Raw genomic sequence first — 25,021 nt, 5'->3', positions numbered from 1 at the left:
TACACCATCGTTATTACGGCGCGCGGTACCCGATGCCGGGTGCCCATCAACTGCCATTGATCAATTGTTTTTCGCCGACGTGACTTTGCCGAGGTCGGACGCATCGCTGAGAATGTGCACCGTCTCGTCGAGAAGCACGTCTTTTGCATCCTTGAGCGCTTTTTCGCTCGCAATATCCGCACTCATGCTGCGCTCGTCGGCCTGCAGACCATCCTCCTGAAATACAAGATCTGTGGTCGACGCTGAGCCCTTGCCATCGGCTGCTTCACGGGCCTTCAGGCGGCCAATCTGGCGATCCCTTTCGGCACGTCGCTCGGTTTCATTGAGGGATATGACCCGCTTGTCACGCAAGTCCTTGAGCTCGTTCACGTCTTCGACGAGTCTTTTGAAATCCCTGTCCTCCTTGGCACGCGCGTCGTGGCGGCTTTGAAGTTCCGGCAGGATCGCCTTGATATCCCCGAGCGGCTTGTACCTGGCTGGCTTGATCTGCAACCATGGCAACGCGTTGTCGTAACTCGACTCCCCAAGCGTCTCCTCATCCGAAAACCCGGGCAGGATGATGTCCGGCGTCACGCCGCGAAGCTGCGTGGTCCCGCCATTGATGCGGAAGAACTGCGCGACCGTCATCTTCAATTCGCCGAATTCCGGCTTTGGGTTGCGCGCTTGCTCGTCGAGATCGACCACAGTTTGCACGGTGCCCTTGCCGAAGCTTGGTTCGCCGATAACAAGCCCTCGGCCATAGTCCTGTATTGCCGCGGCAAAAATCTCGGAAGCCGAGGCCGATCCGCGATTGATAAGGACTGCAAGCGGCCCCGTCCATTTCGCCTGGCCACGATCATTGCCATCGACCTTGATGTCGCCCTCGCCATTGCGCTGTTGCAGGACGGGTCCCTTCCCAACAAACAGGCCGGTCAGTTCGATCGCCTGAGGCAAGGAGCCCCCGCCATTGTTGCGCAGGTCGATAACGACGCCGTCAACTTTTTCGTCTTCGAGTTCCGCCAACAGCTTGGCAACATCGCGGCTTGCGCTGCGATAGTTCTTGTCACCCCGTCGCCGCCCCTCGAAGTCGTCATAGAATGTAGGCAAATCGATCACGCCGATTTTGCGCGTGAGATCACCATCCTTCACAATCCTGATGCTTTTCTTGGCGGCCTGTTTTTCCAGGCTGATATTATCCCGCACCAGAGTAATGAGCCGGTGCTTGCCGTCGGGGCCCGCGTCGGATGGCATGATATCCAGCCGCACGACCGTATCCTTTTCTCCGCGTATGAGCTTTACAACCTCGTTCAATCGAGTGCCGACGACGTCCACCATTGGACCGTCCTTGCCTTGTGCCACTCCGACAATTCTGTCGCCGGCATTAAGCTGGCCTGACAGTTGGGCAGGTCCGCCGGCCACCAGTTCCCGTATGGTCGTATACTCATCGCGCTCCTGAAGAACGGCGCCGATGCCGACCAGCGAGAGTTTCATTGAAATGTCGAACTCCGAAGCGGCGGCGACGCCAAAATAGTCTGTATGGGGTTCGACGGCATTGGTATAGGCGGTCATGAACGTCTGAAATACATCGTCGCTCTTGTATTTATAGGCGCGGGCCTGCGAGTTCTCATAACGCTTGCCGAGTGTCTCGCGTATCTTTGCATCGGACGTACCGGCCAATTTCAGGCGCAGCCAGTCGTTCTTGACGCGCTTGCGCCATATATCCTGGCTTTCCGCTTCGGTTTTCGGCCAAGGCTCCTTGTCCCGTCGGATCGTAAAGTCTTCTTTTTGGTTGAAATCGAACCCATCCTTGAGAAGTCCGCGTGCGTAACTCATACGCTCCACGAAGCGCTGGTCATAAACGTTGAAAATCCCAAACGGGATAGTGAGATCTTCGCCATAGATGGCATCGTCCAGTTTGTCCTTGCTGGCCATGAACGTGTCGATATCGGACTGAAGGAAAAAGGATCGGTCCGGGTCCAGCAATTCTATGTAGCGATCGGTGATTTTCGCGGACAAAGCGTCGTCCAGCGGCACTTTCTTGTAGTGATAATAGGTCAATACCTGCGCACTCAAATGCGCAGCCTTGCCTTGATCCTCCTCAGGCGCGAGCACCGGAGGTGAGGCGGTTTCCAACGCCTGAGCAGAGGAAACGACCGTCAGGAAAGCAAGCAACAAGCCAAATCTGGTACGCATAAGGTGCACGAATCCAATGCTCTGTGTGGATTAAACCATCAAATATTACCGCCGGCGGACTGCCGGCCGCATCTAAACTTACTATGGCGATCCATCATGTGAAGCGTCAATCGGTAACAAGTGAATGTGATCCAGTCTGTCTAGTGCAAATCTTGTTTAAATTGAGCCGATCCTGTCATCGCGAAGGGCAAACTCTTGCCGTGGGCGCAAATTGTCTTCGCCGTCCTTGACGGGCCCCATGCATTTCCTTCATGCATGGGCTGTCAGCCTCGGTCGGATATCAGCATGTCGACAAGATTTATCATTCCGATCCTGCTTTTCGTCGCGACATTCACCCTCGCATTGGGGCTGACCATGCCGCTGATGAATGTGAGCAAGCTCTATTTCTTCGACGAAAGCCCGTCGCTTCTCGACATCATCGGCTCGCTGTGGCGCAGCGGTGACTGGTTCCTCGCACTCACCGTCCTTCTCTTTTCGGTTATCCTGCCGGTCGCAAAGCTCGGCGTCGCGCAGATGGCGGCGGCGCAGGTACCGGCCGCGTCCCGCGCCCTTCATCGCTGGGTCGGGCTATTGTCTAAGTGGTCGATGCTCGACGTCCTTCTGGTCGCCCTCGTGATTTTCGGCGCCAAGACCAGCGGGCTTGCTACCGCGATCGCACAGCCGGGCCTCTGGTTCTTCACCGCCTCGGCAATACTTTCGGCGGTCGCAGCTCACCTAATCGTTGCCAGAGAAAAGCAGGCAGATTAATCGCGGCATGGGACAAAAGGAAAAAGGCTGATCTTGCGACCAGCCTCTCCCAACTTTCTTGCACCATCATCTAATGACGATATTGCTGTATCCGGGTTGTTCTAAGGCCAGCCAGCCCGTGATCGGAGATCGAGGACTGCCAGGACAGGAACTCCTCCACCGTCAAAGTGTAGCGCTGGCATGCTTCCTCAAGACTAAGAAGACCACCGCGCACAGCGGCAACCACCTCAGCCTTGCGGCGAATGACCCAACGCCGCGTATTCGCGGGTGGAAGATCGGCGATGGTCAGTGGACTGCCATCCGGGCCGATAACATATTTTACTCTCGGTCGAACAAGATCGGTCATTGTACTCTCTACACTAAACTTCAAGACCTATCGCAGCAGACATTACAGAGAGGGCTTTAATAATTGCCTAAACGCCGAGTCATTGTCTGGTAACCTCGGTTAATGGAGGCGTAGGGATTTCATTAAACTTTTGTCTAACTGCAAATATTTCACCGGGCGCTCATCGGCATTGTTCAGAAAACTTTGAACGAGAAAGACTTATCTTGGCGCACTTCCTGTTGGCAGAACCGGTCAATTCACCTATATAGAGCCCGACAATAGCGCTGCGCCTTTATGCCGCTGCCAAGAACCGGATCCGCTTATGACCTTGAATAGCCTCGATCTGCCGGGAAAGCCGGAAGACACCCGTATCGTCGTTGCCATGTCTGGCGGCGTGGATTCTTCTGTCGTCGCGGGCATCCTGAAACGCGAAGGCTATGATGTCGTCGGCGTGACATTGCAGCTTTACGATCATGGCGCCTCGACCCATCGCGCAGGCTCCTGCTGCGCCGGCCAGGACATCGAGGACGCGCGCCGGGTATCCGAGCTTCTCGGTATCCCGCATTACGTGCTCGATTACGAGGCGCGTTTCCGTGAAGCGGTGATCGACCCGTTCGCTGCAAGCTATGTCAGCGGCGAAACGCCGATCCCTTGCGTTTCCTGCAACCAGACGGTCAAGTTCGCCGACCTGTTGCAGACGGCGCGCGATCTCGGCGCCGATGCCCTGGCGACCGGTCATTATATCCGCAGCCACGCCAATGGTGCCCACCGTGCCCTCTACCGGCCGGTTGATACCGACAAGGACCAGAGCTATTTTCTGTTTGCGACGACGCAGGAACAGATCGACTATCTGCGCTTTCCGCTCGGCGGCATGACCAAGACCGAAACCCGCGCCATCGCCGAGGAACTCGGCCTCACCGTCGCCAACAAGCAGGATAGCCAGGACATCTGCTTCGTGCCGCAGGGCAAATATTCCGACATCATCTCGAAGCTGAAGCCTGAGGCCGCCAACCCGGGCGATATCGTTCACATCGACGGGCGCGTGCTCGGCCGGCACGAGGGTATCGTCCACTATACGATCGGCCAGCGCCGCGGCATTGGCGTCGCGACGGGCGATCCGCTCTACGTCATCCATCTCGATGCCAAGAATGCGCGGGTCGTCGTCGGCCCACGCGAGGCGCTGGAAACGCACAAGGTGTTTCTGCGCAACATCAACTGGCTCGGCGATGGCCTGCTTTCGGCAATTCCCGAGGGCGGTGTCGAAGTCTACGCCAAGGTCCGGTCCACCCGTCCGCCGCGCCCGGCACTCCTGCACCATCGCGACGGCGAGACCTTCGTCGAACTCGTCGATGGCGAAAGCGGCATTGCTCCCGGCCAGGCCTGCGTGCTCTATTCCGACAATAGCAATACGGCCCGCGTCTATGGCGGCGGCTTTATCGGCCGCTCGGAGCGCGCTCCAAAGGCCGAAGCCATGCTGAAGCGGCTCGCCCAGCAGGGCCACGCCGCCGCGTGAGGCGGTTTGCTTGTCTCATGCCTGATGGCCTCGGGACATAGCCCGAGGAGCCACCCTCCGGAGCGCCCTACTCTCAGGCTTTCTCGTGAAACGCGCGAATGGTACCGATAATACGGTCCTGATCGGCTTCGCTGAGGTAGGGGTGCATCGGCAGGCAGAGGATATTCTTCGGCAAGGTCTCCGATACCGGTAGCCCGCCCGGCGCACGCATATAGTGCTCATAAGCCTTCTGCAGATGCAGAGGCTTCACGTAGTAAATCACCGAAGGAATGCCGTTTGCCTGAAGATGCGCCTTCAAGGCATCGCGCTTGTCCGTCTCGATCGCGTACTGTGCCCAGGCCGAGCGCGAGCCGGCCGGCATGTGCGCAACCTTGACGACGTCCTTCAGGCCATTGGCGTAGCGCTTCGCCACTACCTGACGCGTTTCCATCTCGTCCTCGAGAATGGCGAGCTTTTCGATGAGCACCGCCGCCTGGATCGTGTCGAGGCGCGAGTTGAGCCCGATACGGACATTGTCATACTGAGTCTCGCCCTTGCCGTGGAACAGCACAGACCGCAAGACCTCGGCGAGCGAAGCGTCATTAGTGAACATCGCCCCGCCATCGCCATAGCATCCGAGCGGCTTGGCCGGGTAGAAGCTGGTTGCCGCGACATCGCCGAACGCGCCGCACATGGCATTGTCACGTTTGCCGCCGATCGATTGGGCCGCGTCCTCGATAACGAAGAGGCCTTCCTTGGCGGCAATGGCGGAAAGCGAGGTGTAATCGGCGGCAAGACCGAAAAGGTCGACCGGAATGATCGCCTTGGGCTCGAGGCGCCCTTCGGCGCGCACGGCGGCAATTGCCGCCTGCAACTGCTCGACATTGATGTTGTAGGTCTCGGGATCGACATCGATGAATACCGGCTCGGCCCCGGCAAGCGCCACGACTTCGGCGGTTGCAGCAAAGGTGAAACTCGGGACGAACACCGCGTGGCCCGGACCGATGCCCTTCGCCATCAGCGGCATCAGCAGCGCATCGGTGCCGTTGGCGCAGGCGATCACATGTTCGACGCCGACATATTCGGCGAGACGCTTTTCGAATTCGGCAACTTCAGGCCCGAGGATGTATTTGCCTTCGCGGACGACCTTGGCAATCGCCGCGTCGAGTTTGCCGTTAATCCGTTCACGCTGTGCGCCGAGATCGATGAACTGCATCATTGCTCCAATATCAAATATGCTCGCGCAATCGCCGCGAGCAACAGTCAAGGCGATTGTTTAGATGGGCAGCAAACGGACCGCCAGATGTCGCCATTCAAAGTTTGTGCGGCCTTGTAACAACGCTTTATGCCGAGTGCAATCTTTGCGCGCGTCAACCGTAGGCTGGTGTATCGCGCTTGGGCTCGGTATGCGCCACGGTGCCGGCTGTCAGGATGCGCAGCACGCGGATTGCTTCCTCGCCATCGGTGCGCGGTTCTTCGCGCGTTTCTATGCACGATATGAAATTCTGCAGTTCGCGCGTCAGCGGCATGCCCTGCGCAATCTTGACGTAGGTCGGCTCTTCCGTGGTCGATGCCCAGGCGCCATTATCCTGCCAGATCGAGTGCTTGTAGACCGCGAGTTTCTTGTCCCATTGCTCCATGTCATCGAAGACGGCCATGGCCTTGGTGCCGACGACGGTCAGGCGACGCTCGCGATAGGGATTGAGGCGCGAAGCAAAGAGATGCCCGCGCACATTGTCGGGAAAGCGAAGGTGGAGGTGCGCAAAATCGCTGAGGTGGTCGAGCACCGCGGCGCCCTCGCCGCGCACTTCGATCGGCTCGGTCCCAGTAATCGCCAGGATCATCGACAAATCATGCGGAGCCAGATCCCAGAGCGCATCGTTCTCCGTGTGAAACTTGCCAAGGCCAAGCCGGTGCGAATGGATATATCGCACCTTTCCGAGATGGCCGGCCTTGATCAGGTCGAGCAGCTTTTCGAAAGCCGGATGAAAGCGCAGCACATGGCCGACCATGAAGATGCGGCCATTATCGTGCGCAGCTTTCACCGCAGCTTCGGCGTCGGGCACAGTCAGCGCGATCGGCTTTTCGACGAGCACGTCCTTGCCGTTGCGAACGGCCTTGATTGCAGCCTGCGCGTGAAACTGCGGCGGCAGCGCCATGACGATCGCGTCGACGTCGGGATGCGTGTAGATTTCGTCGGCAGCAATATGCAGGACGCCTTGCTCGGCGGCAAAGCCCGCGGCACGATCGCTGTTCTGGTCCGAGACGGCATAAAGGGCGCCAAGGCTCTTCAGGGTACGGATATGGTTGCTGCCCCAATAGCCGCAACCAAGCACTGCAATCCGTGGAGCCATCTTTTCAGCCTTCTTCATGTCGGCATCCAATATCTGGAGCAAGAAACGATGACAAGACCTCGAACCCGGCAATTCCATGTCGAGGTTTTAAAGCCGGTGCACAATTCCTCGAGATTCAAGCGCGGTACAACGGCAAGATCGCGTCAGTTGCAGTGAGAGTAACGCCTCGGGACGGACCCGGTCCTCGGGTTGAAACACGAGAATGACGGCAACGGTGGATCAGGGTGGCGGCACTTGTGGGTTAGGTTGACTGCAGGGGTGGACAGGGAAGACTGCAATGCTGGTGGATAAGGGGGCACCTATTGATGCGCTGACAAGGGGAGATCGCGTTGTCGCAATTCAAATGATCTTGGACCGGCCATATCGGGTGCGGAAACGCGTTTCTTCAATTTTCCCACCTTCTCGGTCATCCGTGTGCTTTGACCGAGGAGCCATTCGCAACTTGGCCGAGTCATCCACTTGACAGGCAGTTTCTACGCACATATACCCCGCCCGTCCCTGTCGATTGACAGCGCGTTCCCCGGTACAGCTTTAAAGGCAAGCCATTGACGGAACGCTTGGCATATGGGGCGAAGTAGCTCAGTAGGTTAGAGCAGAGGAATCATAATCCTTGTGTCGGGGGTTCGAATCCCTCCTTCGCTACCATTTCTTTTCTCGATAGAATCAACCAGAAACCAAGTTGACGGATGTCCTAGAACATGCAGATGAGTGTCGCATCATGCTGCAACTGGCTGCTATTGATTTCCAACGATTTTCTTGGAAAGGCGGCGAATCCATGCAACCTAAAGGGCGATATTTGCAAAGTTTTGGTCGCTTTTCGACGGTTGTCGATCACGTCGTGGGAGGCCAAGTGGCCTCCCACGACGTGGCGACACTTATTGAGGCCGCAGCGCTTCTAAATCGTTAAGCCGTTTAAGCGCGTCCTGCTGGCGCAGCATCCCGTAGTTGATGCCGCTTGCATTGAGCGAACTGCCTTCCTGATAAGGAAACTGAGTAAAATCAGAGAAAAATTCCTTGATCTTGCCTTGGACTGGCACAAGCAACCACATGTTGCGAGCGAGGAATTCGAGCGCACCGCCTCCATCCTCCATACCACGCTCATACGGATCCATACGCAAGTTCGCGATAAGAGCCCAACTCGGCACTTCCCTGGTGGCCGTTGCAATGTTGCCGTGGCTGGCGACTGCAAAGCTCAACTTCCAGTCGTTCCAACGTATGGCATTGAGGTTGCCGCCTTGATCGAAGTAATACACCGCGTCACGCGGGCCCGTTTGTGTATCCCCTTTGAGTAACGGCATGAGATCATAGCCATCCAGGTGGACTTTGAAATCCTTCGAGCCGGATTTGAATCCGGTTTTCATTTGGTCCTTGAGATCGGGGATGCCCGCCGCGCTCGCGAATGTCGGCATCCAATCCATGAGCGTAACAATGTCGTTAACCTCTGTCCCAGGTTTGACGACTCCTGGCCAGCGGACCATCATCGGAATACGGAAACCGCCCTCCCACGTCGTTCCCTTTTCGCCATGGAACATTGTCTGGGCGCCATCCGGCCAAAGCGCGAGTTCAGCGCCATTGTCGGTCGTGTAAAGGACAATGGTATTTTCGGCGATTCCGAGTTCATCTAACTGATCGAGAAGCTGTCCGACGTGTCCATCATGTTCGACCATGCCGTCAGCATGAATTCCTTTGCCTGTTTTTCCCATCGAGTCAGGCTTAAGGTGCGTGAAGACGTGCATCCGCGTGGAATTGAACCAGACGAAAAACGGCTTGTCTGCCTTATGCTGGCGATCGATATAGTCCTTGGCAGCAGCAAGGAATTCCTCGTCGATGGTTTCCATCCGCTTGGTATTGAGCGCGCCCGTATCTTCGATCTTTCCATCCGCACTCGACTTGATCACACCGCGCGGGCCGAACTGCTTTCGGAACGACGGATCCTTCGGATAAAAATATCCCTCGGGCTCTTCCTCAGCATTCAGGTGATAGAGATTGCCGAAAAATTCGTCAAAGCCATGATTTGTCGGCAGGTGTTGATCCTGATCTCCGAGGTGGTTCTTCCCGAACTGGCCTGTGGCGTATCCTTTCGACTTCATTACATCGGCAATGGTTGGCATCCAATCCTGGATACCGTGCGGATCGCCCGGCATGCCTATAGTAAGAAGTCCGGTGCGAAAGGGCTCCTGACCGAGAATGAAGGACGCACGTCCCGCAGTGCAACTTTGCTGACCATAGGAATCGGTAAAGATCGCGCCTTCTTTTGCGATGCGGTCGATATTCGGAGTACGATACCCCATCAACCCCATTGTGTAGGCGCTGATCTGTGGAATACCAATATCGTCGCCAAATATGACGAGAATGTTCGGCGGCTTACCTGACCCGCCGGATTGGGCTTCGGCGGCGGGCTGTTGAGTTTGTGCGTTACTTCGATCCACGGTGGAGGCCACAGCAAGGGCCGCGACGGCAAGGGAACTGCCGCCAAGCAAAAGTTCGCGGCGGCTGACGGAAGGTGCTCCGTCCGACTTTCCGGTCTTTGTATCCTTCATCGGAAATTCTCCTCAAGAGATTACAATGCGATTGCAATTCAGGCGTGAAAATTCATAGGTGGAAGTACGTTACGGTAAATCCGCGCGTAAATATGTGCTTGTCCGAATTTCAGGCGATGCAACTTTACTCCCCAAGAGCATAGTAAAGACTAGGAAAATATTGTGCCTCCTATGGAGGCACTGGTCCCTATCTTGGGGGTGCAGCCAGAGGCATACCCACGCCTAACATTGATCAGCTTGCGAAGGACGGAATCATGTTCACGTCCTTTTATGCTCAACCGAGCTGCACTCCCGGACGGGCTGCGATTCAAACCGGTCGGATTCCAAAGCGATCAGAGATGACAACGGTGCTCAGACAGCAGTACGCGAGCGACGAGTCCATGGTGCTATTTTGACCTGTTATTATCGCCCTGCTTTATCGTATTGAACCGTTGCAGCGTGTTGTAGCGCAAGTTCCTGATTTCAACGACGCCGCCTTCCAGAACCGTGTAGACAACTTCCCCGTTCTTGGCTGTCGCGGTTTCGCCGGGCTTGCCCTCGCCTCTTATGATCTTGTTTATGGTTGCAAGCTGAGATGTGCTGTCGTCCTCGGCAAATGCGGGCGGGGAATGCAGGCCGATGGTTAAGACCAAGGAAAGAAGAGCCGTTACTGGTCTGATCATGACTATCCTCAGCAAGGTGAGCGCAAAGCAAAGCGTCGCAACTTAACTCAATTTGTGCCTTGATGGCGAACGTCATTCTTGGCCATCCTTGATGACTTTTGCAGCCCTTGCCAGTATTGAATGCTTGGGCCCAGTCAGGGCGAACCTCCCGCACCGGAGCAGAGAAATGCCATCGAGCGAATTGTTGATCGCGTTCCTGATAACGACGGCGATCTTCGCCTATATTCCGGGGCCAGCCATGCTCTACGCCGCCGCCCAGACGATCGCGCGCGGACGCCGTGCGGGCTTGATGGCATCCCTCGGCATTCATCTTGGTTGCTATGTCCATGTCATTGCCGCCGCGGCGGGCCTGTCGATGCTCTTTCACGCCGTGCCAATGCTCTACATGCTGGTGAAGCTTGCCGGCGCTGCCTATCTTGTCTGGCTCGGCATCTCGTTGTTTCGTGCCAGGGTCGAGGATCTCGCGCTGCCCGGGATCGAGGCAAAGTCCGGCCGCCGCGCATTCCTTGAGAGTATCAGCGTCGAAGTGCTCAACCCCAAGACCGCCATTTTCTTCATGGCGTTCCTGCCGCAATTCATTGATGCTTCGGCGGCATTCCCCATCTGGGTACAGTTCCTGATCCTTGGAACAATCGTCAACCTGATGTTTTCATCCGCCGACATCGTCTGCGTCTTTCTCGCTGGGGCAATTGTCACGCGGCTCCGGCGCTCAAGCCACGCCCGCAGGCTCATGCAGCGGGCCGGCGGCGCCCTGCTCGTCGGACTCGGCACCCATCTCGCCTTGCAGCGCAGCTAGCCTCCTGTCAGCTCCTCACCCCGTCCGCTCACCGCCCGAATATCGCGCGCGACGTCGCGCATATCATTGTTGAGCTGATGGTTCCGGCCTTCGAGCGTGCACATCACCGCGTGCGGCAGAGCTTTCATATAATGGTCCGTGTGCGCGGCGGGCACCACATCGTCGGCCGTTCCGCGATAAAGATAGATGGGAATGCCGCGCGGAAGGCGATCCGCAAGGTCGTCGCACGCCGCGATGTCATCGTCCGCCCACCCGCCTTCGCCGATGAAAGGCGGTGCTATCAGGAAGAGCCCGCCTAAGGCGCGTGGTAAGGCCGATTCGGCGAGGACGTGCAGCAGGATTGTGGCCCCGACCGAGTGGCCGACAAGTATAACACCGTCGTCCAGGCTATCGAACGCGCTGAGCAGCGCAGCTTTCCAGGCGGCATACTTCGGATCATCCTCATCGGGCATGCGCGGATAGTGGACCTGATAGGCGGCACCGAGTTCCTGTCGGAGGCTCTCCGCAAGCTTGTCATCCCAGTGATCGTGGGTACCTTCCCCGGCGCCTTGAACGAAGAGGACATCTGTGGCCATTTTCCGATTTTATGCCACTGCACTGAGGGGTCAAGACCAGCCCCACCGCTCAGGCGGCTCCGGTGGTCAGGGACAAAACCGCCATTCTCTCCCGTAGCAATGGAACGGCAAAATCCACGAATGCGCGAAGTTTCAGTGGAGTCCGCCCTTGCGCGACATAGACCGCGCTTACCGGCCATGCCGGCGGTTCAAAGTCTTCAAGCAGGAGGACAAGTTTTCCAGCGAAGACAGCGCCTTGCGCCTGGTAGGAGAGCAATCGCGTAACGCCGAGCTCGGCTGCCGCCGCGTCGGCCGCCGCTTCGGCGGTCGTCACGCTGAGCCGCGATTGCACAGGAACGTCGACCTCGCGCTTTCCCTCGACAAAGGTCCATATCCTGGGCGAGTTGAATCCCTCGAAGGTGATGCAGTCATGGGTCGCGAGTTCTTCCGGGCGCGCGGGCGTACCACGTCTTGACAGATAGGCGGGGCTTGCATAGGCCGCCCGTCGGATCATCCCGACCTTCGTCGCCACAAGATTGCTGTCCGGCAGATTGCCAATGCGGATGGCAAGGTCGATGTGATCCTCGATCAGATTGACCTGCCGATCGCTAAGGCTCAATCGCAGATTGATCTGCGGATAGGCCTTGAGGAATTCGGTCACCACCGGCAGCACATGCAAACGGCCGAAAACGATGGGCGCGGTGACGGTCAGGTCGCCCTTTGGCGCTACAAACTCCCCGGCAGCTATCCGCTCCGCTTCTTCGACCTGCTGCAGAATCATTTTGCTCGCCTCAACATAGGCGCGCCCGGCGTCGGTGAGCTCGAACTGCCGGCTCGAGCGTATCAGGAGACGCGTATCGAGGTAGGCCTCGAGTTCGGCCACTTTTCGACTTACCGTTGCAAGCGGTATGTCTAGTCGTCGGGAAGCCGAAGACAGACTGCCCGCGTCCACGGCAGCCAGAAGCACGGCCATTGCATCAAGACGATCCATCAAGCCTTCCATATTTTGGTAGGATAACTCCCGATTTCCCTTTCTACTGCGATTTGATGAAAGAAGCTATATATGCGTCACGTTCAACGCACGAGGTCACAGTCATGTCGTCCGCCCCTGCCTATTCAAGCGATGTAGCCTTCACGCCGACGGTAAAATCGATCCAGGCGCGCAAGGGTTCGCGCGCCGGTTATGCCAGCATGGAAGAGCGTGGCTCGTGGCGGACGGGGTTCACTCCCGATCTCGTCGCCTTTATCGAGAGCCAGACCAGTGTTTTCCTTGCCACCGCCAATGCGGAAGGCCAGCCCTATATCCAGCATCGCGGCGGCCCGCCGGGGTTCATGCACGTTGTCGATGACCATACGATCGCCTTCGCCGACTTTGCCGGCAATCGACAGTACATCACGCAAGGCAATCTGGAAGACAATTCAAAGGCCTACCTTTTTCTCATCGACTACCGTACGCGCCAGCGCGTGAAGCTTTGGGGCGAGGCCGAGGTCGTCGAAGACGCTGAACTCACCACAAAACTCATGCCGGAGAACTATCGCGCCCGCCTGGAACAGGTGATCGTTTTCAAAGTTGCTGCCTGGGATACGAACTGCCCGCAACATATACCCCTGCGATTCGAGGCTGCGGAGGTGGAAGCAATCGTCGCAGGGCGTGACGCAAGGATCAAGGAGCTCGAGGCCGAGGTAGCACGCCTGCGTAAAGCGCAATCCTCGCAGTAACCCAATCGATTTTCAGGCAGGATTTGCAGGCTGTTGCCCTGCTGCCACGCGGGCGAAATAGGCGGTCTGCAACCGGCAAAAGTAGCGAGTTGTTAACCTTGGTTTTCTATTCAAATAGGAGCCCATCGGGTAACACCACACCATTCCGTTTGCAGGCATCATGCGCATCCCAAGAACAAATTTTCCAATTAAAACAGAAGAATATGAGTTCGAGACCGAATTGGAGCGGGTGCCGAATCGCGTCCCTCCATATGAGGCACCGGTCGCTGCGCCCGCGCCGGCACAAGCGCCGCTACGCGCCGCTGAGCCGCCCCGCCGTGTGAGCGCCCAATATGAACCTGTCGACGTGCGCCGCAGCATCACGCCTGCGGCGCCGGCCCGTCCGGTATCACCGGCCATACGCCCGCAGCGGGTAAATCCAATGAACGCTGCCGACCCGTCCCTGCCGATCTCCAAACGCATGTTTTCGCTTTCCGAGAACGTCCGGTTTACCCGCACGCCCGACAGCGAACTCCTGAAGGGCAAGGTGCCGGAGATCAAGCCGGCGCCTCGGCCGGCCGCGTCCACGGTCAAGGCAACTCCGATCGCTGTGCCGCAAACACCCGCTCTTCCGCAACCGCCACACGTCGCGGCAGCGCCACGCCCGGCGCCCGCACGTATACAGAAGGTATCCGCGCCCATTCGGGCCGCAGACGTGGGGCAAGCGTCGCTACCGCCGGTAAGCGCCTCGCCCCTCGCCTATGTCTCTGATTTTGCCTTCTTTGATTCGATGGATATTTCCCTCGATACAGCGCCGAAAATTGTCGCGCCGGCCCGGCCGAACCCGAAGCCGGCCTTCAGCCTTGATGAAATCACCGCCCGGTTTCGCATCGTCGAGTGCACGCCGGCAGGTGCCCTGGAGGCAGCGCCGAAGCGTCGGCTTGTGGCACCGCCACTGGATTCCGAGCCGGTTGAAGAAAGGCTCATCGAAACGTCCGCGCCGATCGTCGCGGAAGTGATCGAGGCCGAGATCGTTATGGACACCATCGAGCCCATGGTCGTGATCGAAGCCGAGCCGGCCCCGGTCGTCATTGAACCGACCCAAGCGCCAAAGCGCCGCGACATCGTACGCTCCGCACAGCCGCTCGCCCCGCGCCCGTTCGCGCTTGCACCGGCTGCGGACCGTGCGATTGCAGCCACGCATTCGGGCGGATATGAGAAGCCGCCGGTGACGCTGCTCCAGGAGGCGGTGACGCAGGATGCGGTCACGATCTCGCAGGAGACGCTGGAGCAGAATGCCGGCCTCCTTGAGAGCGTGCTTGAGGATTTCGGCGTGCGCGGCGAGATCATCCACGTTCGGCCGGGGCCGGTCGTGACGCTGTATGAATTCGAACCCGCGCCCGGCGTAAAATCGTCCCGCGTCATCAACCTTGCGGACGACATTGCGCGCTCGATGTCGGCGCTCTCGGCCCGCGTCGCGGTCGTCCCAGGCCGCAACGTGATCGGCATCGAATTGCCCAATGCGACGCGCGAGACGGTTTATCTGTGCGAAATGGTTGCCTCGGACAATTTCGACAAGACCAAGTTCAAGCTTGCGCTTTGCCTCGGCAAGACCATCGGCGGCGAGCCTGTGATTGCCGAACTCGCCAAGATGCCGCATCTCCTGGTTGCAGGCACGACAGGCTCCGGCAAATCCGTTGCCATCAACACCATGATCCTCTCGCTCCTCTACCGGCTGACGCCGGACGAGTGCCGGCTGATCATGGTCGATCCGAAAATGCTTGAACTGTCGATTTACGACGGCATTCCCCACCTTCTCACTCCCGTCGTCACCGACCCGAAAAAGGCGGTCATGGCGCTGAAGTGGGCGGTGCGCGAGATGGAAGATCGCTACCGCAAAATGTCGAAGCTCGGCGTGCGCAACATCGACGGTTTCAATGCGCGCGTAACCGGCGCGGCGGAGAAGGGCGAGACGGTCACGTGCACTGTGCAGACCGGCTTCGACAAGGGCACCGGCGAGCCGATCTACGAGCAGGAAGCCATCGATCTGAAGCCGATGCCGTTCATCGTCATCATAGTCGATGAAATGGCCGATCTGATGATGGTCGCCGGCAAGGAAATCGAAGGCGCCATCCAGCGCCTGGCGCAGATGGCGCGCGCCGCCGGCATCCATCTGATTATGGCGACGCAGCGCCCGTCCGTGGACGTCATCACCGGCACTATCAAGGCGAATTTCCCAACCCGCATCTCTTTCCAGGTCACCTCCAAGATCGACAGCCGCACCATCCTTGGCGAACAGGGCGCCGAACAACTTCTCGGCCAGGGCGATATGCTGCACATGATCGGCGGCGGGCGTATCTCCCGCGTCCACGGTCCCTTCGTTTCCGACGAGGAAGTCGAGAAGATCGTCGCGCATCTGAAGGCGCAGGGCCAGCCCGATTATCTCGACACCGTGACGGCGGACGAGACCGAAGAAGAAGAGCCGGAAGCCGAGGACAGCGCTGTGTTCGACAAGAGCGCCATGGCAGCCGAGGATGGCAACGAACTCTACGACCAGGCGGTCAAGGTGATGCTGCGCGACAAGAAGTGCTCGACCTCCTATATCCAGCGCCGCCTCGGCATCGGCTACAACCGCGCGGCATCATTGGTCGAGCGGATGGAAAAGGAAGGTCTGGTCGGGCCCGCCAACCATGTCGGCAAGCGTGAAATCCTGCATGGCCGCAGGGAAAGTGCCATGATGGACGATGTGGACTAACGACCCATTTAAACGCAAAAGGCCCGCGCCGGTAAAGCGCGGGCCTTTTGTTTGTGAATGAATTAAGCGGCGTCCTGAATCGCTGAAAGCTTCCAGTCCGCATTGGGCTTGCGCACGAAGGTCCAGACTTCCGTGGTCTGGCTCGGCTCCTTCTCGTCGCCGTTGACGATACGGCCAGTCTCGCGGTCGACCATGGAATCGATGCTCGAATAGCGCATGGCGGTCGTCGCATATTCCGTATCGCCTTCGGCCCAGGCTTCGGCAATATCCGCCTGCAGCAGCTTTACGCTGGAAACGCTGTTGCGCAGGCCATCGGTTGCGTTCTGGCCGAGTTCCTCGGCGAGATAGGACATGGCTTCCGGCGTCGTCAGCTTGCGCAACGTAGCGTAATCTTCCTTGCCATAGGCAGTCTGCACTTCCGTCAAAAGCTGCTCGAAACGATCGAGATCATCCTGTTTCAGGCCGATCTCATCGCCGCCCGAAGAAGCTGCCGTCGCCTGATAGCCGCCACCATTGCTGTAGTTGGCATTTCCCGCCGCACCTGAACCCGAACCGATCGTCGGAATTCTGAAGGATGCGTTTGAGGGCGCATTGCCTTCGGCGCTGCGGCCGAATGCCGGCCCGCCTGCCGGCGCCATGGTCGTCTGGCGCGAGCGGAAGAAGCGCATCGCAAGCATCACCACGCCAATAAGGAGCCCGATCTGCAGCAACATGCCGAGGAACCCGGCTGCACCGCCGAAGCCGTGGCCAAGCAAGGTGCCGATCAGGCCGCCGACCAGCAGACCGCCGATGAGTGAGCGGCCCATGCCGCCGAAAAGACCCGGACGCTGCTGCTGGCCCAATTGCGGCTGTGCGGCAGAGGGCTGGGCCGCATCGGGCCGCGGGCTCATGCTGCGCTCGATAGGCGCTGCCGGAGCCGGCGCCGTGCGCGTCGGCGCGGGCGCCTGAAACGTGCGGGCGCCGCGGCTGCCAAACCCGCCGCCACCACGCCGGGCGTCAGCGTCATGGACAACGCTGAATGACACCGCCATGCCCAGGGCAAGAATAGCGGCAATCCGGCTGAAGCGGTTTAGAACGGGAAGCATGCAACAGTCTCCTCAACATGTTACGAAACATCTGTTGCGCCGCATATGGTGAAAGCCGGCGGGCTTTTGAAGGATCGGCGGCAAGTTTTTCGCTGGCGTCGTGTTGAAAGCGTGCTTCCTTGGGCTCTCGTCCCGAGCAAGCACTCTTGCGGCAACCAGCGAAGCGGCGCCTGTAAATAACACCATCCCGGGCATCGTCGTATTCTCGCCACATCAACCGCTAGGCTTGATGCCTGCTGTTGCGATGGCGCGGCACTTAAGGGGAATGGGTTCTCTTCTACGATCAGCCGACGTTGTGGATCAGGTCTGCAGCGAGACACGAATCTCCAGATGAGGGACCGAACTATTGGTTCATCAATGCGTCGTAATACTCGTGCTCTTGACGTTTTTCGCCTTGCTGGGAGCGCTTGCGCTGTTTTCAGACAATAACGGTCCCCTGCGACAGTCGCCACAGACGACCGTGGAGTCGCCCCTTTAGGCAGGTCTCAAATACCCGCATACCATTCATAGCCTCGGTCCTCCCAAAAGCCGCCCTTCCCGCCCCAAATACCCTTGAAATTGTCTGTGAGCTCGATGCGCATCACATATTTGGCGTGCTTGTAGCCGAGTTGGCGTTCAACGCGCAGCCGTAGTGGCGCGCCGTGCGCCACTTCGAGTTCCTTGCCGTTCATGGCATAGGCGAGGATCGTCTGCGGGTGCCAGGCGTCGACGAGATCGATGCTCTCGTAATATTTGCCGCTGCCATCGAGGGTCTGCTCCAATTCGTCTGCGCAATAGAACACCGCGTAGCGCGCGCCGGGAGCAAGCCCCGCCTTTTCGAGTACCAGGCCAAGCGGGACACCTGTCCATTTGCCGATTGCGCTCCAGCCTTCGACGCAATCGTGCCGGGTGATCTGCGTCCGTGACGGCATGGCTTTGAGGTCAGCCAGCGAGAGCTCCAATGGCCGCTGCACCATTCCGTTCACGATGAGTTTCCAGTCGGCGAAGTTGGTTTCCCTGAGCTGGGCATACTCCTCGCTGCCCGGTTCCGAGGTGCCATTCGGCTTGAACACCGGTGAAAGGTCGGCTTCGCTGAATTCGCGCGCCAGGGGCTGGTGCCCCATCAAGAGTCGCTGGGCTCCCATCGTCAGCGATTCTGCCCGTTGCAGTATATCGTTGACGGTTGTGCTCTGGACGAGCGCGTCGCAGCCGGTCAAAAGCCCGGTCGCCGCAACGCTGGAGCCGATGAGGAAGCGGCGGCGGGTCAGGTCGATGCTCATGTCGACTTTTCCTTTTTAGGCTCGACGCGCAGCACATAATAGCCGGTGATCATCGAGCGCAAATTGTTCCAGACGCCTGAAACCAGCGCCATCACGATATGGACGATGACAAAGGCGACGAGGAGCGAGGCGGTAATGAAATGGATGGTCCGCGCCGACTGGCGGCCGCCGAAGAGATCGAGCAGCCATGGAAAGATCGCGTTGAACCCCGGCGACATCGTCAGCCCCGTGAGGACCATGAGCGGCAGCAGGACGAAGATCACGCCGACATAGGCAAGCTTTTGCAGGGCGTTGTAATGGCGGGCCGCTTCGCCTTTTGGAAAGCGCAGCCGCGCATGTTCGGCAACCTCTTGGGCAAGATGGCCCGGCGTCAGTTCGGTTCGGGTCGGCGCAAGATCGCGGCGAAAATGCCCGGCGAGAAGGCCATAGAGGAGATAAACGAAACCATTGATGACGAAGAACCAGGCGAAGAAGAAATGCCAGCGCCGGCCGGTCGCAAGGTCCTGATAGCTCGGAATCGTGATCCAGGACGGGAAGGCGCGCGGTGCAAGTTCGCCATCGACCATCGATGCACCGAGGACCCCGGTCGTCGGAAGAGAGATGGAGCCGATACGGGTAACGCCCTTGATCGTATCGCCATCCTCGACCGCGCCGATTGAAATGAACGATGGATCGGGTCTCGCATCGGCGCCGTATTGCCCCCAGTAAAGCGCCGGATGGGCGTTGAAGATTTGCAGGCCGCTCATCAAAAGAAAACTCAGGCAGAGGACGTTGAGCCAATGCGTGATACGCACGAGCACCGAATGCCGATAGAAGAGCACCTTGCGCGACTTCGCCGTTTCGGATTGTGCAATGCTTGTCATGGACGGCCTCCAAAGCCGAAGCGGCTGCAATTATGCGTGGCGAACTCACCCGCCACGCACGATCTCCATGTTACTTTTTCTTGGGCGCCATCGTGCCCATGGCATCTGAGGTGCCGCTCTTCTTCATCATTGTATCGGATTTCATTGTATCCTTTTTCATCGCCATCTGGTCGCATTCCTTCATCATGGAATCCTTCTTCATGGCGTCCTTCTCCATGCCCGCATGCTTCATGCAATCGGATTTGGTCATCGGCTTCATTGCCTCCGCGGCCGATGCCGCGTTTGCCCCGGCAATGCCGGCGCCAGCAATGAGAGCCGAAACGGCGATGCGGCGAATGAGAGTGTTCATGGGTGTTCTCCTTTGGTTTGAAGTAGATACGGTGGGACGCGTCCTTTAGTTTCGGGACACATTCCGCATCCTTGCCTTCCGGTCGTTGCCGGGAATTCTCTGCTCTCGCTGTCACGCCGGCTGTGCGCCGGTCACATGAAGCAGTTCGCGGCGAGGCACGGATCGGTTACAGCATCACGCATTGGTGATCATTCTTTAGTGGAATACGGCGCAAGCCATTGACGCGCCGGCGGCTTGGCTCTCATCTGTAACCTTTTCGCCATGCCTGCGAATAAAGGATGAATGAGAGTGCTTTCGCTCGAAACGCGATTGAAGGAACTCATGCTCGCCAGCCTTGCCGGCGATGCGCGCAGCTATGGAGTCCTTCTCAACGAGGTGGCGAGGCATCTGCGCTTTTATTTTTTGCGGCGGCTGTCCGATGCGCACAAGGGCGATGCCGACGACCTGGTGCAGGAGACGCTGATGGCGCTGCACACGCGGCGGGCGACATATGAGATCGACAGGCCCTTTACGGCCTGGCTGCATGCGATTGCGCGTTACAAGCTGATCGACCATTTCCGCCGCAACCGCATCCGGGCCACTGTGCCCCTCGACGATGTGGAAGACCTGTTTGCGACGGATTTATCCGACGCTGCAAGCGACCGCATGGATGTCGAGCGGCTGCTTGAAGCGGCGCCGGAAAGAACGCGCGATCTGATCCGCCGCACCAGGATCGAAGGACAATCCATCGCCGAGGTGGCGGAAAGCACTGGCCTCACCGAAACGACGGTCAAGGTCAGCATACACAGAGGAATAAAGGCCATAGCGACGAAGCTCAAAGGGCGGGCTGCCAATGACGACAAATGACCTGATTGCGCGTCTGACGGGCGAGTTGAAGCCTGTGTCACCCATGGCCGTCTTCGGCCGCGTCGCTGCGGGGCTCGGCCTTGGCTCCATCGCCTCGGCGCTTCTCATGTATTTCTGGCTCGGCCTGAGGCCTGACATGGCAACAGCCATGGGCACGACGCCGTTCTGGGTCAAGTTCGCCTATACGCTTGCGCTTGCCGCCGCTGGCGGCTGGGCGGTAAAGCGCATCGCCCATCCGCTCGGCAGCATCCGCGTCAGTCTTGCCTTGATGGCGGTAGCAATCATCGTGATCAGTTTCCTCGCCTTTGCCGAGCTCGCGGCAACGCCCCCCGAACAATATATGGCAATGATGAAGGGCCGTTCGATCAGCGTGTGCACGTTCAACATCGTCATGCTCTCGCTGCCCCTGCTCATTGCAGCATTCTGGGTGCTGCGCGGCCTTGCTCCAACGCGGCTGACAATTGCGGGCGCCGCTGCCGGCCTGGCGGCCGGGGCTATCGCCTCATTCGTCTATTCGTTTCATTGCACTGAAAGCGGCATGCCATTCATCGCCATGTGGTACACGCTGGGCGTGCTCGTGACTGGCCTCATCGGGGCGATCGTGGGGCGATATGCTCTGCGGTGGTGAGTCCCTGGGCGTAGTGTGACGCGCTACGCCTTCATCAGCCACTCGTGCTCGGCAGCATTGTGGAACTTCCAGGTGCGCTTCGGTCCCGCCATGACATTGAGATAGTAAAGGTCGTAACCATGACAGGCGGCGCAGGGATGGTAACCCTTTGGCACCATCACCACGTCGCCATCCTCGATCGCCATAGCCTCGTCGAGCGAGCGATCATCCGTGTAGACCCGCTGGAAACCGAAACCCTGCGGCGGGTTGAAGCGATGGTAGTAGGTTTCTTCCAGATAGGATTCGGCCGGCAGATTGTCCTGATCGTGCTTGTGCGGCGGATAGCTGGATGTATGCCCGCCGGGCGTGATGACCTCGACCACCAACAGCGAATCCGCTGGCTCGTTCTCCGGCAGGATGTTGGTGACATAGCGCGTATTGGTGCCCTTGCCCCGCGTTTCCTGGCCGAGATCGTCGGGGGAAATCACTCGCACCGGCAGTCCGCCGCCAAGGCCCGGCGCCGAACATACCGCAAGCTCGACCGCCGTCTCGGCGACGATCGACCACTCCTTGCCTTGCGGAAGATAGACGGACCAGGGCTTGCCATCAAACGGCGACATGCGGGTTCCAAGGATGCCGAGATCTTCGCCATCGACGACCACCCTGCCCTTGCCGGTCACGAAGACGAGGCACACTTCCTTGTCGCCCGTGGTGCCGCTCGCAGATTGGCCCTCGTCCAGTTTGTGCAGGTCGAAGCCGACATAGGTCCAGCCCGCGCTTTCCGGCGTCACATGCGCAACACGTCCCTTGCCGGGCGCTGCCTTGATGAGCAATTTCGACATGCCCTACTCCTTCTTGTTCTCAGGGTCCGGCTGCTGCTCCGACGCATCGTAGATGATGAAGAACTGCCAGACGCCGTAGGCGGCAAATCCGAGCGCGATGACACCCCAGAACGGCGTGCCGGTGGCGAACTCGAAGATCGCCCAGGCAACACAGAAGGCAACCACGGCAATACGGCGCCACAGCGGACGGAAAAACGGATGGTTCGAGTCCTTGATCAAGCGAGACCTGCTTCCTTGATGAAGCGGCTGAGATTGGCGTATCCAAGCTTCGAATAGACGGCCGGATCGGCTTTCTCCGGATCCTGCTCAGCCTCGACCACAACCCAGCCGCTGTACCCTTTCAGTTCTTTCAGAACCCGAACATAGTCGATCATGCCGTCGCCAGGAACCGTGTAAACGCCTGCAAGGACGGAATCGAGAAACGACCAGTCCTCGCGGTTCGAGCGCCACATGACGTCCTCACGAATATCCTTACAATGGACATGGCTGATGCGCGCCTTGTAGTGGCGTGCAAGCCGCGCCGGATCGGCGCCGCCCCACGTCGCATGGCCGGTATCGAGAAGAAGGTGCACCGGTGCGCCGGTGGCTTCCATGAACCGGTCGATCTCGCACTCGGCCTGAACCACTGTGCCCATATGGTGATGGTAGACGAGTTGCAGGCCGTAAGTCTGCTGGATCGCCTCGGCAAAACGCGTGTAGCGCTCGCCAAACACCGTCCAGGAGGCCTTCTGCAGGACGGGGCGCGCCGAGAGCGGCATATCCTTGTTGGAGTGGATGGCATTGGACGTCTCAGCGGCGATCAGCACCGAGCACCCCATATCCTTGAGCAAGGTCGCATGTGCCTTTGCGGCTTCGAGTTCCGCATCGACATCGCGCAGCAGGAGTTCTGTGGAATACCAGCCGCTGACGAGGCTATGGCCGTAAGATTCGAGAATGGGCCGCAGTTTGTCGGCGGTGCGCGGAAACTTGTTGCCGAGTTCCATGCCGGTGAAGCCGGCCGCCTGCGCCTGCTCGAGGCAGGTCTCCAGCGGTATGTCCCCGCCGATCTCTAGCATATCGTCATTGGACCAGCCGATTGGGTTCGCCCCGATGCGGATCATTTTTTCATTCCTTTGGTTCTGGGTGGATTTGAGATTGTAAATCGGCGCCGTCGCTTCGCTTCGACCCTGCCCACAAGTGGAGGGTAAGAGCAGCGACTTGCCTGATCAATCACCAACCCGTTGCAGTTTCTGTTTTGCTTCGTAGTTCCGCCGCGCATCGTTCACCTGGCTGCGCGCACTGACCTCCGGTACGGCGACATCCCACCAGAAACCGCCGTCCTCGGTCGAGATCAGCGGATCGGTATCGATAACCACCACCGTCGTTCGATCGTTCTGCTTGGCGCGTGCCAGGGCACTTTCGAGCTCCGCGATGGAGGCGACCTTTTCGGAAATGGCGCCAAGACTGCGCGCGTGAGCGGCAAAGTCGATCTCGGGCAGAACCTCGTGCTTCGTGTCCTTGAGAAGATTGTTGAAATTCGCGCCACCGGTGCCCATCTGCAGCCGGTTGATACAGCCATAGCCGCGATTGTCGAGCAGCACGATGTTGATCTTGTGGCCGAGCATGACCGAAGTCGCGATCTCCGAATTCAGCATCAGATACGAGCCGTCACCGATCATCACCACGACCTCGTCGTTGGGCTTCGCCATCTTCGCGCCGAGACCGCCAGCGATCTCGTAGCCCATGCAGGAAAAGCCGTATTCTGCGTGGTAGGAACCGGGAGCGCCCGCCTGCCAGAGTTTGTGCATTTCCCCCGGTAATCCGCCCGCAGCGTGCAAAACGGTCGCCTGCGCGCCCATGGCGCGTTGCACGGCGCCAATCACCTGCGCGTCGGAAGGCAGGGACGCATTGGTCGGTCCCGTCACCTTGGCCGCCGCCCGCTGCCATTCTTCCTTCCCGTCTTTCGCATTGCCGGTCCAGTCTGCCGGGGCGCGGTAATCCTTGAGGGCGGCCGCAAGCTCGGCGAGCCCTTCCCTGGCGTCGGCGACAAGCGGCAGCGCCCGATGTTTTGTCGCGTCAAAGGGCTGGACGTTCAGTCCGATGAAGGTCTTCTCCGCGTTCTGGAACAATGCCCAGGACCCTGTAGTGAAGTCCTGAAGCCGCGTTCCGACGGCGAGAATGACATCCGCCTCCTGCGCGAGCCGGTTAGCCGCCGAGGTGCCCGTCACGCCGACCGCGGCCATGTTGAGAGGATGCACGTCCGGTAACGAGGACTTGCCGCCTTGTGTTTCGCAAACGGGTATGCCTGCCGCTTCGACGAATGACGCAAGTTCGTTCGATGCCTGCGAATAGATAACCCCGCCGCCCGCGATGACAAGCGGTTTCTTGGCCGATTTCAGCGCGGCAACCGCCGCAGCAAGCTCGTCGCGATCCGGCCGCTGCCGGCGTTGCGTCCAGACGCGTTCCTCGAAAAAGCTTTCGGGATAATCGTATGCCTCGGCCTGCACATCCTGGCACAGTGCAAGCGTCACTGGTCCGCACTCCGCCGGATCGGTCAGGACGGCCATGGTGCGGGCGAGCGCCGGGATGATCTGTTCGGGGCGGGTGATGCGGTCGAAATAGCGTGAGACCGGACGGAAGCAATCATTGGCCGAAACAGTTCCGTCGCCAAAGGACTCGACCTGCTGCAGAACGGGATCGGGCACCCGGTTTGCGAATACGTCGCCGGGCAGCAGCAGGAGCGGCAGGCGATTGACATGCGCCAGTGCCGCCGCAGTCACCATGTTGGTGGCGCCGGGTCCAACCGAACTCGTCACCGCCATCATGCGCTGGCGGAAGCTCGCCTTGGCAAAAGCGATGGCGGCATGCGCCATCGCCTGTTCGTTGTGGGCGCGATAGGTCGGAAGCTCCTCCCTGACCTGATAGAGCGCCTCGCCGAGGCCCGCGACGTTGCCATGGCCGAAAATCGCCCAGACCCCGGCAAAGACAGGTGCCTTCTTGCCATCGACCATCGTCATCTGGCGGTAAAGGAAACGCGTCAGGGCCTGCGCCATGGTCAGGCGTATCGTCTTGGTCATCTCAGTCTCCTCCCGGGAA

Annotated in this window: 23 protein-coding genes, 1 tRNA gene and 1 pseudogene; 9 read left to right on the top strand and 16 right to left on the bottom strand. The window is 59.1% G+C overall.

Annotated elements, in window-relative coordinates:
* Positions 1-60: 60 nt before the first annotated feature.
* The gene (locus tag BLR72_RS00800; protein WP_091944162.1) at positions 61-2,172 is read right to left on the bottom strand and encodes a carboxy terminal-processing peptidase; all 2,112 of its coding nucleotides are present in this window, start codon (positions 2,170-2,172) and stop codon (positions 61-63) included.
* Positions 2,173-2,457: 285 nt separating this feature from the next.
* Between BLR72_RS00800 and BLR72_RS00795 the strand changes: the two genes are divergently transcribed.
* The gene (locus BLR72_RS00795; RefSeq protein WP_091944160.1) at positions 2,458-2,919 is read left to right on the top strand and encodes a paraquat-inducible protein A; all 462 of its coding nucleotides are present in this window, start codon (positions 2,458-2,460) and stop codon (positions 2,917-2,919) included.
* 70 nt (positions 2,920-2,989) lie between these two features.
* Here BLR72_RS00795 and BLR72_RS00790 read toward each other — a convergent pair whose 3' ends face one another.
* Positions 2,990-3,265: a CtrA inhibitor SciP gene (locus tag BLR72_RS00790; RefSeq protein ID WP_081816000.1), complete on the bottom strand. Its 276-nt coding sequence runs from the start codon at positions 3,263-3,265 to the stop codon at positions 2,990-2,992.
* Positions 3,266-3,566: 301 nt separating this feature from the next.
* Between BLR72_RS00790 and mnmA the strand changes: the two genes are divergently transcribed.
* A complete protein-coding gene (mnmA, locus tag BLR72_RS00785) occupies positions 3,567-4,757 on the top strand; it encodes a tRNA 2-thiouridine(34) synthase MnmA (RefSeq protein WP_175492248.1) in 1,191 nt (396 codons plus the stop codon).
* Positions 4,758-4,830: 73 nt separating this feature from the next.
* On the opposite strand, the gene BLR72_RS00780 is transcribed toward mnmA, so the two are convergent.
* A complete protein-coding gene (locus tag BLR72_RS00780; protein WP_091946390.1) occupies positions 4,831-5,952 on the bottom strand; it encodes a DegT/DnrJ/EryC1/StrS family aminotransferase in 1,122 nt (373 codons plus the stop codon).
* Positions 5,953-6,106: 154 nt separating this feature from the next.
* Complete coding sequence (locus BLR72_RS00775) at positions 6,107-7,090, bottom strand: Gfo/Idh/MocA family protein (protein WP_027233509.1); 984 nt, start codon at positions 7,088-7,090, stop codon at positions 6,107-6,109.
* A 568-nt stretch (positions 7,091-7,658) separates the two neighbouring features.
* On the opposite strand from BLR72_RS00775, the gene BLR72_RS00770 reads away from it, so the two are divergent.
* Positions 7,659-7,735, top strand: a tRNA-Met gene (locus BLR72_RS00770).
* 230 nt (positions 7,736-7,965) lie between these two features.
* Here BLR72_RS00770 and BLR72_RS00765 read toward each other — a convergent pair.
* The gene (locus BLR72_RS00765; protein WP_091923916.1) at positions 7,966-9,630 is read right to left on the bottom strand and encodes an arylsulfatase; all 1,665 of its coding nucleotides are present in this window, start codon (positions 9,628-9,630) and stop codon (positions 7,966-7,968) included.
* A 170-nt stretch (positions 9,631-9,800) separates the two neighbouring features.
* Here BLR72_RS00765 and BLR72_RS00760 point away from each other — a divergent pair.
* Positions 9,801-9,980: pseudogene (locus tag BLR72_RS00760) on the top strand (sulfatase-like hydrolase/transferase); the annotation flags it as partial.
* Positions 9,981-10,016: 36 nt separating this feature from the next.
* Here the strand turns inward: BLR72_RS00760 and BLR72_RS00755 are convergent.
* Positions 10,017-10,292 (bottom strand): hypothetical protein, encoded by a 276-nt coding sequence (locus BLR72_RS00755; protein WP_091944156.1) that lies wholly within the window; start codon positions 10,290-10,292, stop codon positions 10,017-10,019.
* A gap of 166 nt (positions 10,293-10,458) precedes the next feature.
* Between BLR72_RS00755 and BLR72_RS00750 the strand changes: the two genes are divergently transcribed.
* A complete protein-coding gene (locus BLR72_RS00750) occupies positions 10,459-11,088 on the top strand; it encodes a LysE family translocator (protein WP_091944153.1) in 630 nt (209 codons plus the stop codon).
* Here BLR72_RS00750 and BLR72_RS00745 read toward each other — a convergent pair.
* Positions 11,085-11,663 carry an alpha/beta fold hydrolase gene (locus BLR72_RS00745; protein WP_091944150.1) on the bottom strand — a complete coding sequence of 193 codons (579 nt, stop codon included), beginning with the start codon at positions 11,661-11,663 and terminating at the stop codon, positions 11,085-11,087. The genes BLR72_RS00750 and BLR72_RS00745 overlap by 4 nt on opposite strands.
* 49 nt (positions 11,664-11,712) lie before the next feature.
* Positions 11,713-12,633 (bottom strand): LysR family transcriptional regulator, encoded by a 921-nt coding sequence (locus tag BLR72_RS00740; RefSeq protein ID WP_091946387.1) that lies wholly within the window; start codon positions 12,631-12,633, stop codon positions 11,713-11,715.
* 104 nt (positions 12,634-12,737) lie between these two features.
* On the opposite strand from BLR72_RS00740, the gene BLR72_RS00735 reads away from it, so the two are divergent.
* Positions 12,738-13,361 carry a pyridoxamine 5'-phosphate oxidase family protein gene (locus BLR72_RS00735; RefSeq protein ID WP_091946384.1) on the top strand — a complete coding sequence of 208 codons (624 nt, stop codon included), beginning with the start codon at positions 12,738-12,740 and terminating at the stop codon, positions 13,359-13,361.
* A 160-nt stretch (positions 13,362-13,521) separates the two neighbouring features.
* Entirely contained in the window at positions 13,522-16,095 is a 2,574-nt protein-coding gene (locus BLR72_RS00730) for a DNA translocase FtsK (protein WP_091944147.1), read from the top strand.
* Positions 16,096-16,157: 62 nt separating this feature from the next.
* On the opposite strand, the gene BLR72_RS00725 is transcribed toward BLR72_RS00730, so the two are convergent.
* From BLR72_RS00725 to BLR72_RS00710, 4 genes are all read right to left on the bottom strand, one after another.
* Entirely contained in the window at positions 16,158-17,180 is a 1,023-nt protein-coding gene (locus BLR72_RS00725; RefSeq protein WP_091944144.1) for a Tim44 domain-containing protein, read from the bottom strand.
* Between the two features lie 485 nt (positions 17,181-17,665).
* Positions 17,666-18,439, bottom strand: coding sequence for a molybdopterin-binding protein (locus BLR72_RS00720; RefSeq protein ID WP_091944141.1), 774 nt, complete (start codon positions 18,437-18,439; stop codon positions 17,666-17,668).
* Entirely contained in the window at positions 18,436-19,302 is an 867-nt protein-coding gene (locus BLR72_RS00715; RefSeq protein WP_091944138.1) for a cytochrome b/b6 domain-containing protein, read from the bottom strand. The genes BLR72_RS00720 and BLR72_RS00715 overlap by 4 nt, the downstream gene beginning before the upstream one ends.
* Positions 19,303-19,372: 70 nt before the next feature.
* Positions 19,373-19,651, bottom strand: a complete 279-nt coding sequence (locus tag BLR72_RS00710; protein WP_051614385.1) for a hypothetical protein — start codon at positions 19,649-19,651, stop codon at positions 19,373-19,375.
* Between the two features lie 288 nt (positions 19,652-19,939).
* Between BLR72_RS00710 and BLR72_RS00705 the strand changes: the two genes are divergently transcribed.
* Both BLR72_RS00705 and BLR72_RS00700 read left to right on the top strand, forming a co-directional pair.
* Positions 19,940-20,497, top strand: a complete 558-nt coding sequence (locus BLR72_RS00705; RefSeq protein ID WP_091944135.1) for a sigma-70 family RNA polymerase sigma factor — start codon at positions 19,940-19,942, stop codon at positions 20,495-20,497.
* Positions 20,484-21,125, top strand: a complete 642-nt coding sequence (locus tag BLR72_RS00700; RefSeq protein WP_091944132.1) for an NrsF family protein — start codon at positions 20,484-20,486, stop codon at positions 21,123-21,125. Before BLR72_RS00705 ends, BLR72_RS00700 begins: the two co-directional genes overlap by 14 nt.
* 23 nt (positions 21,126-21,148) lie before the next feature.
* Here the strand turns inward: BLR72_RS00700 and iolB are convergent, their stop codons facing one another.
* The 4 genes from iolB to iolD form a co-directional block, all read right to left on the bottom strand.
* The gene (iolB, locus tag BLR72_RS00695) at positions 21,149-21,946 is read right to left on the bottom strand and encodes a 5-deoxy-glucuronate isomerase (RefSeq protein ID WP_091944129.1); all 798 of its coding nucleotides are present in this window, start codon (positions 21,944-21,946) and stop codon (positions 21,149-21,151) included.
* Between the two features lie 3 nt (positions 21,947-21,949).
* Positions 21,950-22,162, bottom strand: coding sequence for a hypothetical protein (locus BLR72_RS00690; RefSeq protein ID WP_091946381.1), 213 nt, complete (start codon positions 22,160-22,162; stop codon positions 21,950-21,952).
* Positions 22,162-23,046 (bottom strand): myo-inosose-2 dehydratase, encoded by an 885-nt coding sequence (gene iolE / locus BLR72_RS00685; RefSeq protein ID WP_091944126.1) that lies wholly within the window; start codon positions 23,044-23,046, stop codon positions 22,162-22,164. The genes BLR72_RS00690 and iolE overlap by 1 nt, the downstream gene beginning before the upstream one ends.
* 105 nt (positions 23,047-23,151) lie before the next feature.
* A complete protein-coding gene (iolD, locus tag BLR72_RS00680; RefSeq protein ID WP_091944124.1) occupies positions 23,152-25,002 on the bottom strand; it encodes a 3D-(3,5/4)-trihydroxycyclohexane-1,2-dione acylhydrolase (decyclizing) in 1,851 nt (616 codons plus the stop codon).
* Positions 25,003-25,021: the final 19 nt, after the last annotated feature.

Source organism: Phyllobacterium sp. YR620 (assembly GCF_900104165.1).
Taxonomy (GTDB): domain Bacteria; phylum Pseudomonadota; class Alphaproteobacteria; order Rhizobiales; family Rhizobiaceae; genus Phyllobacterium; species Phyllobacterium pellucidum.
This window is presented reverse-complemented; position numbering and strand designations above follow the sequence as displayed.